This window comes from Flavobacterium sp. PL002, from assembly GCF_054165825.1.
The window spans coordinates 718,240-735,216 of the sequence record NZ_CM135110.1 but is presented as its reverse complement, the minus strand read 5'-3'; the positions used below and the strand labels follow the sequence as shown (position 1 = coordinate 735,216).

Genomic DNA, 16,977 nt, shown 5'->3' with positions numbered 1-16,977 from the left:
TGTTTTAAAATTTAAAATTCATGGCAAAAGTTACCGACTTAACTGGAGGCGTAGACAAACGAGTGAAACCGTCTGCTCTTACTTCGGGATCGTATTTTAAACGACTGTCTTTTACAAAAGTGAATAAATTGGTTCCTCTAATAGATAATGTTAGTCCGTCTAAACTAAACCTTTGTGTTAACTCTTTATCGAAAGAATATCCAAGTACTAAATCTTTAATACGGATGTAATCTCCATCGTATAAAAAACGAGTTGAAGTGGATGCAGCATTATTACTAGTTGATGTTAAGTCCATTTTAGGAACATCTGTAATATCTCCAGGATTTTGCCATCTATTTAGTAATACATCTACACCATTATAATTAACAGTAGCTCTTGTTCCAGTGCTCTGTGTATAGCTAGCCCAGTCTTCAAAAACTTTATTTCCACCAGCAAAATAAATGCTTCCGTCAAAAAACACTCCTTTGTAATCTAAATGGGTACTAATACCACCTGAATATGTAGGTAATGCTTTTCCTTGAATAGCAACTTTTGCTTCGTTATAAGAGCTAGTAACGTCTCCATCAACACCATTTACATACCATAACGGTAATCCATTGTCAGGGTTTACCCCAGCCCATTTTCTCATATTCCAAGTTCCTACCGCTTCACCAACTTTAGTGATTTTAGTTCCTGTAGCAATATTGATATCGTTTCCTGCAGGATCTTTTGCAAGCTTAGTTACTTCATTATCATTTAAGGCATAGTTTGTAGAAACTGACCAATTAAAGTTTTTTGTTTGAATTAATGAGAAGCTTAAATCAGCTTCAATACCTTTATTTATAATTTCCCCTACGTTAGATGAAACTGAACTAAAACCACTTGTTCTTGATAAGGGTACATCCTGTAGTAAATCAGATGTTTTTTTGTTGTAAACACCTAAACTACCAGATATGCGATTGTTTAAAATAGCAAAATCAACTCCTAAATCAATTGTTCTGTTTTTTTCCCATTGTAAATCTAGATTTCCGTATGAAGACGGGTAGATAGTAGGGTCACCAGCATAGTTAGTATTGTATGAAAACAATGTTTGGTATTGATTCAAGTCAATTGCATTATTACCAGAAGATCCAACAGATCCTCTTAATTTCAATTCACTGAAAATAGTATTTGCTAAGAATTCTTCTTTATGTAAATTCCATGCAGTACCCACAGACCAGAAATTACCAAAACGTTTTCCAGGAGCAAAACGAGAAGAACCTTCTTTTCTATACGTAAAGTCAAGTACATATTTCCCGTTGTAGTTGTAGTTTAATAAAGCCAAGTATGATACGTTTAACCAATCGTCATACCTACCGTTAACACTGATGTTTCTAACTACATTGTCAACATAATTTAATCCTTCAGAAGCAAAGTTTTCACCATAAGCTGCTAATTCATTGTACGTATTTTTTTGATATTCAAATAAAGCTGTAGCATCAAAACTGTGTAATTTATATCTATAGTTGTAGTTCAAAGAATTTTGAGCAACTAAATTTAAATTACGAGAAACTTGTTGTTGTGCATCTCCATTAACACTTGCGCCATCTCCATGAATAGGATTGTCGTATTGGTGATAAGTAGCTAGGTTATAGTCAATTCCAAAAACTGATTTATATTTGAATCTATCTGAAATTTTCCATTCTAAAGTATTGTTTGAGATGATTCTCGCCAAATCATTTTCGATGATATTATTTTTAACTACGTATAGTGTATTTGGTACACCAGTGTAATCTTTAATGTCATTAATATTTAAAGAACCATCTGCATTGTATGGATTAACCCATGGATTCATGAAATAACGTGCTAAGTGCGGATTAGAGAAAAAACCACCACCTTCAAGAACACCAGCTTGTTTAGAGTCTGCAAAGCTATTGTTTGTTGAAAATTTTAATTTATCAGTCAAATTTCTAGTCATACCAATTTTTGCAGTAAGGCGTTTAAAATCTGATCCAATAACAGTTCCTTCTGTTTTATTATAACCTAAAGACACGTTGAATGTTGATTTTTCATCACCTCCACTAGCAGCAATGTCAAAAGACCTTACAATGGCATCTTTATTTTTTAAAGCATTAGACCAGTTTCCTTCTTTACCATCCCAATATTGTAATCCCGCAAAGTTATCGTCAATTGCAAGTCCAGCTGGAGTTCCTAGTAAATAGCTTTCTGTACCGCTTCTATCAAAACCATTAGTGGTACCATAAGTGTTGTAAACAGCGTCTAGGTACAATTCTTTTCTTTGAGCTCCACTCAAAGGAGTTTGCCCTTTTACGGCATTATTTTGAAAACCAATAGAGGTATTCAAACTGAAAGCTGTCTTACCTGATTTTCCTTTTTTAGTAGTAATGATAATTACACCATTTGAACCTCTTGCACCATAGGCAGAAGTTGCAGAAGCATCTTTTAAAACAGTCATACTTTCAATATCATTACTGTTAATTGATGCTAAAGGTGATAAAGTAGAAACATTATCACTAGCTGCAAAAGCATCGTTGATAACGGGTACACCATCAATTACGTATAAAGGTTGGTTACTTGCAGATACTGAACCTACACCTCTAATACGAATGTCTTGAACTGATCCTGGAGTTCCAGAAGATTGAGAGATTTGCAAACCAGCAACTTTACCTTGTAAAGCTTGATCCACAGATACTACCGGTACGCCTTTAAGACTCTCTCCTGATAATTGTTTTACACTACCAGTAACCTCATTTTTACCTCTGGATACATATCCTAATATTACTACTTCTTCTAGAACTTTACCTTCCTCTTTCATTTTTACATTGATAGTTGAAGAAGTTCCTACAGTAGCAGTGAAATCTTGCATTCCAACAAATGAAAATACAATTACATCACCTGGTTTTGCTTTAATAACATAACCACCGTCAAAGTCTGTTTGTGCACTTTTTTTTGTTCCTTTTACGAGTACATTAACTCCAGGTATAGACCCTATAGCATCCGAAACAACACCCTTAATTGTTTGCTCTTGTGCAAAAGCAAACTGAATAGATAACGCCATCAAAAGCGCATAAATCCATTTGAATTTTAATCTCATTATTCTGATTTTTGAATTAATTTGAATACAAAAATCACAATAAAACGTTGAATTTTACTCCCCAGGTAGGTGTTAAAAAATGAAGTTTAACATTCGTGTAAATATTAAACGTTAAAAAGGTTAAAAAAGAATTTAAAAATTATTTTTTTATAATAAAACTGAATTAAAATGAAATTATGTTTTTAGCAAAAGGCTTGTGTTTTCACTTGCTGACGAGGTTTTAATGTTAAGTTATTGTTAACTAACTTATATTATTAAGTTATGAAATAGTCGTTACCTGTTAAATTATAATATTAAATTAAGAGTTTTAAACTGATTTTTTAATCCTATTTTAAGCATAATAATATTATGTAATACAGGATTTAAAGTTTTTATTTACCAATACAATTTACACAGTAGTCCAATTATCAATTCAAACGGATTGTAGAACAAGTATTGTATTTAAACAGTTCTTGATTTGATATAAATTAGGTTGGTCTTTATTGTAATAATTTTAGAAATTATTTAGTTGAAATTTAAGATTTTCACAAAAAAAAATAGATTGAAACGTTTCCGTCGCAATCTATTTTTTTAGTTTATAATCTATCTTATTATATAAATTCGCTTTCAAAAAGTTTAGAGAAATGATTTCTGATTTTCATTTTTATTTCTTCTTCGTCTACTTTTTCGATACCTAACTCTACGTTTAATGAGGTTACTGCTTTTCCGCGAATTCCGCAGGGTATGATATTGTCAAAATAACCTAAGTCAGCATTTACATTCAAAGCAAAACCGTGCATAGTAACCCAGCGTGAAGCACGAACACCTAGAGCACATATTTTTCTAGCAAATGGTGTTCCTACGCCTAACCAGACACCTGTTTCACCTTCGCTACGACCGCATTCTAATCCATATTCTTGCAAGGTTAAAATAATTGACTCTTCAAGGAAACGCAGGTATTTATGAATATCAGTAAAGAAGTTCTCTAAATCTAAAATAGGATACCCTACAATTTGTCCTGGTCCGTGATAGGTAATATCTCCTCCACGGTTTATTTTATGAAAAGTAGCTCCTTTTTCAGCTAGTTGCTTTTCAGATAAAAGTAAGTTACTTAAATCGCCGCTTTTTCCTAAAGTGTATACATGTGGATGTTCTACAAAAAGAAAGTAATTAGGAGTTTCTAGTTCTAGTTCTTCTCTGCGGTTTCTTATTTTGATATCTACAATACCTTTAAATAATTCTTCTTGGTATTCCCAAGTTGCTTGGTAATCTTTATTTCCAAGATCCTGAAGCTGTATTTTTTTATTCATTTTATTCAAATTCTACTTTAAAGCTTAAATCCATGTTTTCTTGTAAGTTTTCCATTGGAATATCCAAAACAAAACTTTTTTTATCCTCTGCTATCGTTGCACCATCTAAAGAAAGTGATTTTATTTTTTTAGGGAAGTGGTATTCTATAGTGTATTTGCATTGTTTAAATAAATCATCTAATTTTTTAGACAAATCATCCTCTGGTTCTTCGTCTTTATTTTTTTTAGGTTTTACTTTTTCTTTGTTTTTAGATTTTTTAAGTTCTTTATTTAAAGTTACAGTTTTAATAAAATACTTTCCGTCGTAACTAAAGCTACTATTACTCTTTTCTTTTTCTGCTGAGACTTTTTTTGAAGCTGTTTTTTTATCAGTCAATGCTAATAAAGAAGCTGCTTTAGTGGGTGAAACCATATTAGACAAACTATCTGTTACAGGGAAATCAAAGGCCATATCATAGCTAAATTCCTTATCGATTTCATCGATTTTCATTCTGATTCGAAAATTCTCTAACAATTTGAATTGTGCTTGCTCAACATCCGATAATTGAGCAATACTGTCTTTCATTGGAGCAAGGAGTTCTTTAAAAGTAAAAGTAGAATCCATTACTTTAGGGACTTTAGTAGAGTCAGTAGATTTACCCATTCTCATCAAAGCAGAAACATCAAATCCATAAGAAAACGTGCCTGATCCGTCTTCATTTAAGACCATTTTCTCTTTAATTGTACAACTTGTAAAAACAAAAATTAATAGTAATAGAGGATAGAATTTCTTCATCTTTTTTTACAAAGATACAAACTCTAGTTGAAACGATTGGTTGGTTCTTTGGATTACTCTAAGGTTACTTCAAGATTTGTACTTGTGGGATTTTCCAGGAAATCAATTATTTTTAGATTTAATTCTAATGATTTCTTATCAGCACTAATAACGGCATTGGGATTTGAAACGGTTTTTATTTTTCGAGGAAAATGATACTTTATAATGTAACTCTGAACTAAATTAAAGTTGGCTAACTGTTTTTTGAAGTTCTGTAATTTTTCTTTTTCGGTTTTATAAATTGCTTCGTCAGTAATAGTTACAATTCGGTTGAACGTATTGTCTTTTAATGTAAAACGGATGTTGTAGTAATGTTCTTCGGCAGTTAAAGCATAATTATGGATAATATCATCAACATAGTGTTCTGTTTTAGTCAAATCGGCAATGTCCTCGACATTACTAAATTCTTGTGTAATAGTATTTCTGAATTCTTTATCAAAAGCACTTTTCTTGATGTGTACTTTTACATTTTTGAACCTATTAAAAAGCTCTTGCTCTTGTGGTGTGTATTTAATAAAATTAGCGTTGTATTTATCTATATATCCTTGAAAAACATAAGTGGTATCTTTAAAAATAGTTTCTTTGGAGTACTCTTCTTTTGCAATTTGCATATAACTATTTTCGTTTCTGTGACTGTCGTACTCAATTGTTCCTGAATTATCGGGATTGATATGTACCGTTTCAGTTATCTCACAACTTGTGAACAAGGATAGTGCAAATAATAAAAGGAAAATTTTTCTCATGTTTTAAGTTTGTTTTTTAAGGTTTAAATATACAAGACTTTTATAATGCTTGTTGTTTTTTAACAAAATATTCTTACAGATAGCAGTTCGTTCAGGCCTAGCCCCGATTGTATGCGGTATCCCGCGCCTTTTTTTGGCGTGGATAAAGCGGAAAGCGGGAGAGATTGCTATTGAAAACGGAATAGTTGTGCTCCTGTAATGCTACTTTATCGATACATTATTTTAGCAATTGTTCACTTTGTTATTTTAACACATAAAGACTATCTTTGCGCTCTTAAAATTAGAGTAAAATGGCATTATCAGAACAAGAAATCATCCGTAGAGAAAAACTACAAAACTTACGCAACTTAGGAATCAATCCTTATCCTGCTAACCTTTTTCCTGTAAATCATACTTCGAAACAGATAAAAGAAAGCTTTGAAGAAGGTAAGAAGGTTATTGTAGCCGGACGTTTGATGAGTGTGCGTGATCAAGGAAAAGCTTGTTTTGCTGAGCTTCAAGATAGCGAAGGCCGTATTCAATTGTATGTGAATCGCGATGTACTTTGTGAAGGTGATGATAAAACGTTGTACAACCAAGTATTTAAAAAATTAACCGATTTAGGTGATTTTATAGGTATCGAAGGGGAATTGTTTACTACAAAAGTAGGTGCACAATGTATACGTGTAGATCAATTTACTTTTTTAAGTAAAACATTACGTCCGTTGCCTTTACCCAAGGTAGATGAAGACGGAAAAGTGCACGATGCTTTTAATGACGCTGAGTTGCGTTACAGAATGCGTTATGTGGATTTAACGGTAAACCAAAACGTAAAGGAAACATTTATTAAAAGAACAAAGTTGTTCAACGCCATGCGTGGTTTCTTTAATGATGCAGGATATCTAGAAGTTGAAACTCCGGTTTTACAATCGATTCCTGGTGGTGCTGCGGCAAGACCGTTTATTACTCACCATAACTCACTTGATATGCCGTTGTATATGCGTATCGCGAATGAATTGTACTTAAAAAGATTAATTGTAGGTGGGTTTGATGGTGTTTATGAGTTCTCTAAAAACTTTAGAAATGAAGGAATGGATAGAACGCACAATCCTGAATTTACTGCCATGGAAATATATGTAGCCTACAAAGACTACAATTGGATGATGGAATTTACTGAAAATTTATTAGAACATTGCGCTGTGAGTGTTAATGGGACTAGTGAAGCGATTTTTGGTGAGAATAAAATTAACTTTAAAGCACCTTATGCTCGTGTAACAATGACTGACTCTATCAAGCATTTTACAGGTTTTGATATCTCTGGTAAAACAGAAGCAGAATTGTTTGATGCTGCAAAAGGAATGGGTATCGAAGTAGATGCAACAATGGGTAAAGGAAAATTAATTGATGAGATTTTTGGAGCAAAATGCGAAGGAAATTATATTCAGCCAACATTTATTACTGATTACCCAAAGGAAATGTCTCCACTTTGTAAAGAGCACCGTGACAATCCGGAGTTAACAGAGCGCTTTGAATTAATGGTTTGTGGTAAAGAGGTTGCCAATGCATATTCTGAATTAAATGACCCAATTGATCAAAGAGCGCGTTTTGAAGACCAAATGCGTTTAGCTGAAAAAGGAGATGATGAAGCAACAGGAATTATTGATGAAGATTTCTTGAGAGCATTAGAATACGGAATGCCACCTACGTCAGGATTAGGTATAGGAATGGATCGTTTAATGATGTTCTTGACAAACAATGCCTCTATTCAAGAAGTATTGTTCTTCCCGCAAATGAGACCGGAGAAAAAACAAATCACAGTAGAACTAGAAGCAGACGAGAAAACAATTGTTGCTATTTTACAAGCTAATGAGAACCAAATGGAATTTGGTTTACTGAAAATTAAATCAGAATTAAGCGGTAAAAAATGGGACAAAGCTATGAAGAATTTATCAGCTTTAGGAATGACGGAAGTTGTTGTTGAAGGCGACGTAAAAGCGTGTAGATTGAAAGGATAAAAATTAAATTATAGTATTGATCAACCCTCAAAAAGTTTTAAACTTTTTGAGGGTTTTTTATTTTTATCTTAAAATTTTTATAAAGACTAAATAGGTGTTTATTTCGAAAAACAATAGTAATGGTTGATTGTATTTTAAAAATAAATAGGATCTTTTTGTAGTAAAAAAAGTATATTAGTTCAAGATTTGCCGAATTTTAGAAAAATTATACATTTTAAGAAATGAAAAAAACTATACTCATTACTATTTTACTGTCGATTGTGCTTTATTCCTGTGAAAAAAAAGGACCCAAAAAAGTATTTCTCGACAAAACTTCAAAGCAAGTCATGGCTAAGAGTACAAACGACTCCGTGGCAGTAGATGACTACAACAATAGTTTAACTACATTATTCAGCGTTCAGAATGACGATAAGACCGAAGAGATTCGAATTTCAGCCTATCAATCAAGTGAATATGATAAGTTTCTTCTTGTTGCCGATACCAATTATGTCCTTATTTCTAAATACTTAAAAAGGAATGAAAAATTTATTCTTTCTAAAAAAGACACTTTGGTCTACAATGAATACACCTATGCTACAATAGAACCTAGTACCCTAGCTAAAAAGAAAATTGGAAATAAAGACTATGTATCGCTAGTTATAAAACAAGAATATAAAGGGACAGCCGTTACTGAAAGGAATGTAATTTTTTATATGGTTTCTTTAGAAAATTTTAAAGTGTATACCCTTGTATGTAGTAGTTCCGGGACTGTAAGAGCAACGCATTGTGATGATTGTATAGATGGAGAGTTATCTTCAAATAAAGAATTAGATGCTAAACCTGAAATAAAAAAATCTTTATACGAAGTAGCTAATAATAGCAAATTTATATACCATCCTTCAAAAAAAGAATTGGATATTTCCTATTATAAAAATTACGACTCAAAATGGTATATTGACAATAAAACAAACAATGATCTGGCTAATGGCTATTCGGGCATTAATGATACTATATATAGCACTTATTATAAAGAAAATATTTTTGACTTTACAGGTGATCTAGATGGTCGAGAAACTATCGAAAATGAGTATTATAAAATAGTCAATTTTTCTCGTAATAATGTTTTAGGATTTGATAAGCGCAAACAATTGTACTTTCCTATTCATATAGAAAGCTGTGCGACAGGATGTAATAAAATAGTAACTTTTGTATCTGACCAAGAGATAAAGATTTTATTTGATGAAGACTATGAAAAAGAGTATTCGATAGTAAATCTGGAACGGATAAACTTTTTAAATCCAAATCTCGTAAGACAATCCATTACAAAATAAGTAATTGTTGTATCTGTTTGGAAGGGCAAACACAATTTCAATGTATAAAGAGTTGAAAGCTTAAAAAAATCAATTCAATATTTTTTGGAAAGGAACTTCAATTATATTTTCCTTTTTTTTATGATTAAAAAATTACTCAACATTTCCTTGTACCTATTTTCTTTCGTTAAAAAAGTCATAAAATTCTTATTGATTTAATTTAAACCGCTATTTTTGAGACATTAAAACAAGAAATTATGAAAAAAAATATTTTATCGGCGGTTGCGCTATTTGCTTTTGTATTTGCCAATGCTCAAGCTAATGACGGTCAAGTTTCAAAAGGAAAATGGCTTGTAGAAGTTAATACTGGTTTCGGTTCTAATGTAGGTTCGACTGCATTGTATTTTAATTCATCTGATGGTGTGACTTCTTACAACATTGGTGCCGAAGGAGGTTGTTTTATCAAAGATAACTTAGCTTTAAAGTTAGGTTTAGGTTATGGCGAAGTAGATGGTAAAGGAGACCCTATTGCTTATAAAATTGGTGCAAAGTACTATCTGAAAAAAATGATCCCAATCGAACTTTCTTATAATGGAGTAGGTTTTGGAGATGCAGATGCAAATCCAACGTATTTAGGTTTACAAGCAGGTTACGCATGGTTTATAGGTAAAAATGTAAGTATTGAGCCAGGATTACGATATAATAAAGCAATTAATGATCAATATTACGATGATAAATTCCAATTGAATGTTGGTTTTGCATTACATTTTTAATAGTAGAACTATTTAAAAAAAAATCGGTTTGAAATTTTTAAACCGATTTTTTTTTAGATTACTTATAGTGTTTGATTTACTGTTGAACTTTTTAAAGCTTAAGCTAAAAAAGCCATTTTGTTTTCTAATTCATTATTGCGCAATAGGGTTTCTATATTTCCTAAAGTTGTCAGAGCAATTTGTGTCAATGCTTCTTTAGTAAAAAAAGCTTGGTGTGCTGTTACAAGAACATTTGGAAAACTCATCAATCGCTGAATTTCATCATCCTGAATAATATCATCTGAGAGGTCTTTGAAAAATAGTTTTTCCTCTTGTTCGTAGACATCAATACCTAAATAACCTACTTTTCCTTTTTTTAAGGCTTCGATCACATCCGAAGTTTGAATTAATCCGCCACGACTGGTATTAATTATCATGATATTTTCTTTCATTAGGGAGAGTGAATTTTCATTAATAAGGTGTTTTGTTTTTTCGTTCAACGGGCAGTGTAATGAAATAATATCAGTTTCTTGAAAGAGAGAGTTGAGGTTGGTGAAGATAACACCGTCTTTTTCCATTTCTGGATCAACAACCACATCAAACGCTAAGACCTTGCAACCAAAACCTATCGCGATTTTAGCAAATGCTTTTCCAATATTTCCTGTTCCAATAATTCCAATGGTTTTGCCGTGCAAATCAAAACCTAACAATCCGTTTAAAGAAAAATTTTGCTCTCGAACTCTGTTGTAAGCTTTGTGAGTTTTTCTATTTAAAGTCAAAATCATTGCCATAGCATGTTCAGCGACGGCATCAGGAGAATAGGAAGGAACGCGACAAACGTGAATACCGTGTTTTTTTGCGGCATCTAAATCTACGTTGTTAAATCCGGCACAGCGTAAAGCAATTATTTTTACTTTTTTATTGGCCAATGATTCAATGACTTGAGCGTTGACAATGTCATTTACAAAAACACAAACAACGGTTTCGTCTTGAATTAACTCAACAGTTAGCGCATTTAATTGTGATTCAAAAAAATGTAATGAAAACCCAAAATCAGCATTACGGTTTTCGAAAAATGTTTTGTCGTACGACTGTGTAGAAAAGAAAGCAATCTTTGTTTTTTTAGTTAATGTAGAGGGTTGCATAGTCTGTAGTTGAAAATAGGTTGCGTAAATTTACACAATTCAGCATTAGGCTAGAATTATATTTTAAAAAAGACTTTAGTGATAAAAAAAATGACTTGAGATTATCAAGTCATTTTTAATGTTTTATGCTAATTGTGGAATAGCAATGCTTAGTAATTCGTTTTTATAACGATCAAGCAATGTTTGTTCGCTATGGTTTTCTATTTTAAAAGAAGGATTTGCAAGAAATAAATTCTTGTAATAATCAATTCCCTCTAATAAATTGTTGCTAAATAAATTCCATTTTTTTATTTGGGCAGCTGTCACTTCAGTCGAAATTGTGTTGATTTCGTTTTTTAAATAATCAACATACATTTTTAATTCTTTGACAAACATATTGGGACGATCCGTAATTGTAAGTACAGTATCGTTTCCATAGATATGCTGTACCATTTTATACAAGGAAACTTCTTGATCAAAATAAGCCATGTTAGGTCCAGGGCAAACAACTACACCTTGGGCTTGCCCTTTTATTTGCATATCGTTTTCAAGATAAGATGCATTGGCTAGGCCAACACAAAGACAAGATTTATCCGTTATTTTATTCTTGGCATTGTCATACATAACGGCAGTCAAAGTTTCTTTATTGGCTTCTAACTCTTGTAATTTTACATCTTGGTATTTTTTAGAAGCGGTGCAAATTCCTTCGGGACCAAATTCTTTACTCAAGGCTAAAAACTTTTTAGGACAAGAACTTCCTGCTTTGTTATCTTGAATTCTTTTTTGTTTTAGAGCTTCATTAGTTGTTCCTCTTAAGGTGTTAAACGGAATCCCTAATGGAGAAATCGGACTTAAATACAAATCTTCTTCTTTGGCTTTTGCCAATAATTCTCGTGTTGATTTATCTACAGAGGTCGCTTCAGGAACTAATAAAAATGGTGATCCCCAACCTACTGAATCTACTTGATAATGAGCTAATAAAAAATCATGTTCTTCCGCAGTTCCTACTCCGCCCTGCACAGTGATTTTAAGGTCTAATGGTTTTTCGGGTATGTGTTTTCCTTTTATTGTTAATGCTTTTACCATTAACTCATGTGCTGATTGAATTAATTGTGCTTTCTTTTCTTTAAATTCTTCTAAAATAGGTCCTAATAAATAACCATCAGTAGCAAAAGCATGCCCGCCACAATTAAGTCCTGATTCTACACGATATTCTGATACCCAAAGTCCTTTTTTAGCCAAGAAATTTCCTTGTATCATTGCTGAACGAAAATCACTTACTTTCAAAATAATCTTTTTATTAAGTTGGTTGTTTTCGTTAGGAAAAAAGGCGTCAAAATTTTCAAAATAGCTATACAATCTTGGATTCATCCCAGCAGAAAGTACCACAGACGAACTCAAAGTACTATTAGCAAAACCGCGTAATGAAGCATGCGCATCATTAAACTCAGTTGCTAATTGCTCGTCTTTAATGAAATTATCTTTATCGACTTTAGTCATGATATTTACATCAATTTCACCTGCGCTTAGGTTGTTTTCAAGGTAGTTCATAATCGTTTCCTTTCCTTCTTCCATCAGGTTTTGCAAACCTTGTTTGATATCGGATTTGTTAGGCAACATGGCTATGTAGCTTTCTAATGTTTGTTTGCTTTCGCTTAATTCTTTTTTGAAATTTTCAAATTTGTCTTTTACAATTTTGTCGACTAAATTCAAGTAAGAAGTTACTCGTTGTGCGCGATAGTCGTGCATCTTCTGAGTGATTTCTTGGTACGGAAGATTAAATTTGGTACTATAAAAAGCACTCATTTTTTCAATAAGATCATCATCAATAATCGAAATCACTGATGAGATTCCATATTTAGCAACTCTAATAGGACTATCAATAGTGTACGCTAGTCCCATCACAGGAATATGGAAGGTATGCATTGGTTTAGAAATTGTCATGGATGTGTTTTTAAATAATAATCCACAAATATTACAATTCTAACGCATTAAAAAGCTGATATTTATCATTTGCCCTTTTTTGTGTTATTTATAAGTTCATTAAAAGCGTTTTATAATGAAAGCTCTATTGTTTTTGGAACTTGATTTTCGAAATAAAATAAACAAAAAAAAAACACCTCAAAAAACGCTTGTTCTTTGAGGTGTTGTTTATTAATTAAGACAAAATTTGTTTAATATTCATTCCGATTTTTAAATCTAGGATCGTCTCTTTTTATGAATTCGGTTCTTCTTTTAGGAACTTCTGCTTTTGGTAGGCTAGCTTCTTCCGTTTTACTCGAAGGTTCGATAAGTTCGTTTAATTCTTTTATTTCGGCATCTGTTAGATCACGGTAGCGACCTACAGGAATATCTAGTGAGATATTGATGATTCTGATTCGTTTTAAGGCGGTAACATCATATCCTAAATATTCTGTCATTCTACGAATTTGGCGGTTTAGACCTTGTGTAAGAATGATTTTAAAAATGTATTTGCTTATTTGTTCTACTTTACATTTTCGGGTTACCGTATCTAAAATAGGAATTCCGTTCCCCATACGTTCTATAAAACGATCCGTTATGGGTTTGTTTACGGTTACCGTATATTCTTTTTCATGGTTGTTTCTGGCACGAAGTATCTTGTTTACAATGTCACCGTCATTAGTCATGAATATTAATCCTTCACTGGCTTTGTCCAATCGGCCAATAGGAAAAATACGTTTAGGATAATTGATGTAGTCTACAATATTATTACGTACGTCTAAATTAGTAGTGCACTCGATTCCTACCGGTTTATAAAAGGCTAGATAAACGGGCTTTTCGTTTCTCTCTCTAATCAATTTACCGTCAATACGTACTTCGTCATTTTGAGAAACCTTTGTTCCTAGTTCAGGTACTACACCATTGATAGTAACTCTACCTTCTTCAATGATTTTATCTGCTTCACGGCGAGAACAAAATCCTGTTTCTCCAATGAATTTGTTAAGACGTTTTAGATTTTCTTCCATAGTGCAAAAGTAATACTAAATTGTTTAATGGTTGAGTTGCTGGTTTGTTTATTTATCTCTTTCTATAAAAGAGCTTTAAAATACTAGTTTGTATCAAATAAAAAGCTAGCAATTTTTTTATAAAGGATATCATCGTGTAAACTATGTCCCAAGCCTTTTGTTGTTACAAAAACAGCATTCTTCCAGGTTTTGGCAATTTTTTCGGCTTCATTAAATAAAACGATTGTGTCATTAGTATCATGAGCAATAAGTCCTTTAGTATGTATTTTAGAAGCAAAATATTTTCCCGAAAAATTATCTAGTTTTAGTTTAAAATTATCGAGATAATGTTTTTCTAAACCGCTATAAATTGTGGTGTTTAAGCTCAACATATTGGTATAGTTTGTTAGGATTACTTTAAAATCACTTGGTGAACCTAAAATAACCATTTTTTCAATATTCTGATTTTGGTATTCTGCTTGGTAATAAAGGCATGTTTTTGCACCTAATGAATGTCCTACTAAGTATTGAGGTTGGTGTTTTTGAGCCAAAACATCTATAAATGATGCATACTGCGGAATGTTAAACTCTTTTCCGCTAGAGAGTCCGTGAGCGGGACCATCAAGCGCTATAATAGTGCTTCCGGATTGTTTTAAGTAAGGAAGTATGTTTTCCCAGCGTGAGGCGTTACTTTCCCATCCGTGAACTAATAAGATGGTAGTATCGTTACCTTTCCAAGTATAGGTTTGAAAATGTTCTTTATTGTGAAAGTGAGTTTCAGTAACTGCTTCTCGCAAAATTTCAGGAAGGTTGTTCTTATCGAGTCTTCCATCACGAGGTTCGCTAAATAAAGAGTAGGCGAGCTGTATTGCTTTGTCAGGATATACTAAACTGAGGATGTTAATGTATAATCCGATAGACTTGGTGAAAATAAATTTAAAGGTTTTTTTCATAATAAAAAAGTCCCGATGTGCATCGGGACTTAAATATAATTAAAATTTAGAAAATAACTTTTCCATTTTTTCTTTTTCTTCATCGGCTAGTCCGCTGTCAACTAAAATTCTTCCTGAATGCTCATCAGTGATGATTTTCTTTCTAGAAGCAATTTCAACTTGAGTTTGTGGCGGAATCGTAAAGAATGATCCTGCAGAAGCGCCTCTTTCGATAGATACAACTGCTAATCCATTACGAACACTAGTTCTAATTCTTGTGTATGCTGCAAGAAGTCTGTCTTCAATTGAGTTTTGAAACTCAAGAGATTTTTCAGTCAAATAAGCTTCTTCTTTCGCTGTTTCAGCCATAATAGCTTCAAGCTCAGATTTTTTGTGCTTTAAGTGATTCGATTTTGTTTCTAATCTGTCTTTAGACTGAGAGATAACTTCTTTTTTGTGTTCAATAGAAGCTTTCATTTCTTTAATTTGCTTTTCAGCTAATTGAATTTCAAGTTCTTGGAATTCAACTTCTTTAGTTAAAGAGTTAAATTCTCTATTATTACGAACACTTTCTTGTTGTTTTGTGTATTTTTTGATCGCCTCTTTGTGCTCATCAATTGCATTCTTTTTTGATTTGATTAGGTCTTCAACTACTTCTAGTTCCCCTTTCAATTTCTCAGAACGTGTGCTCAAACCAGCAACTTCATCTTCTAAATCTTCCACTTCAAGAGGAAGTTCACCTCTTACATTTCTAATTTCGTCAATTCTAGAGTCAATCAATTGTAAATCGTATATTGCTCTTAACTTGTCCTCAACACTTAATTCTTTCGTATTCGCCATATTCTATAAGTACTTAACTGGATTTGTATTTTCTTCAGATAAAATTATTGCAAAATTAAGGATTTTTTTCCGAAGATAATCAACAATATAATTTTTTGTATACCGTTCGCTCTCAAAATGTCCAATATCTGCTAAAAGTAGGCTATTTTCGGCTTCATAAAACTGATGATATTTTAAATCTGCAGTCAAGAAAGCGTCGGCACCAGCCATAATTGCGTTTTTTATGGCATAACTTCCTGATCCACCTAAAACAGCAACTTTTTTTATTTTTTTATTGGTAAAAGCCGAATGTCGTATTCCATCTGCGATCATTTTACCTTTTACAAGCATTAAAAAGTCTTTTTCATCCATCGGTTCTTCAAATTCTCCAATCATTCCAAGACCAATATTCTGATGATTATTCTCTAATTCATAAATTTCGTATGCTACTTCCTCATAGATATGATTGTTAAATAAGGCTTTTAAAATTTTCGATTCTAAATATTTTTCAAAAGTAACTTCGATTTTAATTTCTTCTGCTTGAACAAATTCAAAACGTTCTCCTATTACGGGATTACTATTCTGTGTTCCTTTATAGGTTCCTATTCCATTAGTGTTGAAACTACAGTTTTCATAATTACCTATTTTTCCAGCTCCAGCTTCAAAAAGGGCTTCTCGAAGTTTTTCTGCATTATCTAAAGTAGTAAAAGCGGTTAGCTTTCGAATAAAATTTTGCTTCGGAATCAGTATTTTAGTATTTGTTAGTCCTAAAGCGCTGCAAAATATTTTATTGACACCTTCTTGATGGTTGTCTAGCGCAGTATGGACGGCGTAAATAGCGATGTCATTTTTTATAGCCTTAATTATCGCACGTTCTACATAGTTTTTTCCAGTAATTTTTTTTAGACCTGAAAACAAAATAGGGTGAAAGCAAACTACTAAATTACATTGTTTTGCAATTGCTTCATCAATGACGCTTTCGAGTGCATCGTGACATACTAAAATTCCAGTTGCTTGTGTGTTTTGATCTCCAACTAATAATCCTACATTATCAAAATCTTCTGCATAGGCGAGAGGTGCCATTTCATCAAGTACAATAAGGATGTCTTTTATTTTCATTTTTTCATTTTTTTGAAGTAAACAAATTAACGAATAAACAAATCAACTTTAAAATAAAAAATA

13 protein-coding genes are annotated in these 16,977 nt (G+C 32.3%); 3 read left to right on the top strand and 10 right to left on the bottom strand.

Features of this window, described 5'->3' with window-relative positions:
- Positions 1 to 4: 4 nt before the first annotated feature.
- From ACVEGE_RS03185 to ACVEGE_RS03170, 4 genes are all read right to left on the bottom strand, one after another.
- Positions 5 to 3,073 (bottom strand): SusC/RagA family TonB-linked outer membrane protein, encoded by a 3,069-nt coding sequence (locus tag ACVEGE_RS03185; RefSeq protein ID WP_192500179.1) that lies wholly within the window; start codon positions 3,071 to 3,073, stop codon positions 5 to 7.
- A 590-nt stretch (positions 3,074 to 3,663) separates the two neighbouring features.
- Complete coding sequence (gene lipB / locus ACVEGE_RS03180; RefSeq protein ID WP_173852798.1) at positions 3,664 to 4,362, bottom strand: lipoyl(octanoyl) transferase LipB; 699 nt, start codon at positions 4,360 to 4,362, stop codon at positions 3,664 to 3,666.
- A 1-nt stretch (position 4,363) separates the two neighbouring features.
- Positions 4,364 to 5,137, bottom strand: coding sequence for a hypothetical protein (locus ACVEGE_RS03175; protein ID WP_192500178.1), 774 nt, complete (start codon positions 5,135 to 5,137; stop codon positions 4,364 to 4,366).
- 53 nt (positions 5,138 to 5,190) lie between these two features.
- Positions 5,191 to 5,919 carry a hypothetical protein gene (locus ACVEGE_RS03170; protein WP_192500177.1) on the bottom strand — a complete coding sequence of 243 codons (729 nt, stop codon included), beginning with the start codon at positions 5,917 to 5,919 and terminating at the stop codon, positions 5,191 to 5,193.
- 290 nt (positions 5,920 to 6,209) lie between these two features.
- Between ACVEGE_RS03170 and lysS the strand changes: the two genes are divergently transcribed.
- The 3 genes from lysS to ACVEGE_RS03155 all read left to right on the top strand — a co-directional run bounded on the left by lysS (position 6,210) and on the right by ACVEGE_RS03155 (position 9,975).
- Complete coding sequence (lysS, locus tag ACVEGE_RS03165) at positions 6,210 to 7,913, top strand: lysine--tRNA ligase (protein ID WP_173856568.1); 1,704 nt, start codon at positions 6,210 to 6,212, stop codon at positions 7,911 to 7,913.
- Between the two features lie 221 nt (positions 7,914 to 8,134).
- Positions 8,135 to 9,223, top strand: coding sequence for a hypothetical protein (locus ACVEGE_RS03160; protein WP_192500176.1), 1,089 nt, complete (start codon positions 8,135 to 8,137; stop codon positions 9,221 to 9,223).
- A gap of 236 nt (positions 9,224 to 9,459) precedes the next feature.
- Positions 9,460 to 9,975 carry a hypothetical protein gene (locus ACVEGE_RS03155; protein WP_192500175.1) on the top strand — a complete coding sequence of 172 codons (516 nt, stop codon included), beginning with the start codon at positions 9,460 to 9,462 and terminating at the stop codon, positions 9,973 to 9,975.
- Positions 9,976 to 10,073: 98 nt separating this feature from the next.
- On the opposite strand, the gene ACVEGE_RS03150 is transcribed toward ACVEGE_RS03155, so the two are convergent.
- From ACVEGE_RS03150 to ACVEGE_RS03125, 6 genes are all read right to left on the bottom strand, one after another.
- Positions 10,074 to 11,099: a 2-hydroxyacid dehydrogenase gene (locus tag ACVEGE_RS03150; protein ID WP_192500174.1), complete on the bottom strand. Its 1,026-nt coding sequence runs from the start codon at positions 11,097 to 11,099 to the stop codon at positions 10,074 to 10,076.
- Between the two features lie 123 nt (positions 11,100 to 11,222).
- A complete protein-coding gene (locus ACVEGE_RS03145; protein ID WP_192500173.1) occupies positions 11,223 to 13,022 on the bottom strand; it encodes a hypothetical protein in 1,800 nt (599 codons plus the stop codon).
- 230 nt (positions 13,023 to 13,252) lie between these two features.
- Positions 13,253 to 14,065 carry a 23S rRNA pseudouridine(2604) synthase RluF gene (gene rluF, locus ACVEGE_RS03140; protein WP_173852806.1) on the bottom strand — a complete coding sequence of 271 codons (813 nt, stop codon included), beginning with the start codon at positions 14,063 to 14,065 and terminating at the stop codon, positions 13,253 to 13,255.
- A gap of 83 nt (positions 14,066 to 14,148) precedes the next feature.
- Complete coding sequence (locus ACVEGE_RS03135; RefSeq protein WP_173852807.1) at positions 14,149 to 14,997, bottom strand: alpha/beta fold hydrolase; 849 nt, start codon at positions 14,995 to 14,997, stop codon at positions 14,149 to 14,151.
- 39 nt (positions 14,998 to 15,036) lie between these two features.
- On the bottom strand, positions 15,037 to 15,816 hold the full coding sequence (locus ACVEGE_RS03130) for a zinc ribbon domain-containing protein (RefSeq protein ID WP_173852808.1): 780 nt from the start codon (positions 15,814 to 15,816) through the stop codon (positions 15,037 to 15,039).
- A 3-nt stretch (positions 15,817 to 15,819) separates the two neighbouring features.
- Complete coding sequence (locus ACVEGE_RS03125; RefSeq protein WP_173852809.1) at positions 15,820 to 16,914, bottom strand: Nif3-like dinuclear metal center hexameric protein; 1,095 nt, start codon at positions 16,912 to 16,914, stop codon at positions 15,820 to 15,822.
- Between the last annotated feature and the right edge of the window lie 63 nt (positions 16,915 to 16,977).

Bases quoted from the DNA above. Each gene is read 5' to 3' on its own strand.
- ACVEGE_RS03150 (WP_192500174.1), bottom strand. From the start codon at position 11,099: ATGCAACCCTCTACATTAACTAAAAAAACAAAGATTGCTTTCTTTTCT.
- ACVEGE_RS03130 (WP_173852808.1), bottom strand. From the start codon at position 15,816: ATGGCGAATACGAAAGAATTAAGTGTTGAGGACAAGTTAAGAGCAATA.
- ACVEGE_RS03135 (WP_173852807.1), bottom strand. From the start codon at position 14,997: ATGAAAAAAACCTTTAAATTTATTTTCACCAAGTCTATCGGATTATAC.
- ACVEGE_RS03160 (WP_192500176.1), top strand. From the start codon at position 8,135: ATGAAAAAAACTATACTCATTACTATTTTACTGTCGATTGTGCTTTAT.
- rluF (WP_173852806.1), bottom strand. From the start codon at position 14,065: ATGGAAGAAAATCTAAAACGTCTTAACAAATTCATTGGAGAAACAGGA.
- ACVEGE_RS03155 (WP_192500175.1), top strand. From the start codon at position 9,460: ATGAAAAAAAATATTTTATCGGCGGTTGCGCTATTTGCTTTTGTATTT.
- lysS (WP_173856568.1), top strand. From the start codon at position 6,210: ATGGCATTATCAGAACAAGAAATCATCCGTAGAGAAAAACTACAAAAC.
- ACVEGE_RS03170 (WP_192500177.1), bottom strand. From the start codon at position 5,919: ATGAGAAAAATTTTCCTTTTATTATTTGCACTATCCTTGTTCACAAGT.
- ACVEGE_RS03145 (WP_192500173.1), bottom strand. From the start codon at position 13,022: ATGACAATTTCTAAACCAATGCATACCTTCCATATTCCTGTGATGGGA.
- ACVEGE_RS03185 (WP_192500179.1), bottom strand. From the start codon at position 3,073: ATGAGATTAAAATTCAAATGGATTTATGCGCTTTTGATGGCGTTATCT.
- ACVEGE_RS03125 (WP_173852809.1), bottom strand. From the start codon at position 16,914: ATGAAAATAAAAGACATCCTTATTGTACTTGATGAAATGGCACCTCTC.
- lipB (WP_173852798.1), bottom strand. From the start codon at position 4,362: ATGAATAAAAAAATACAGCTTCAGGATCTTGGAAATAAAGATTACCAA.
- ACVEGE_RS03175 (WP_192500178.1), bottom strand. From the start codon at position 5,137: ATGAAGAAATTCTATCCTCTATTACTATTAATTTTTGTTTTTACAAGT.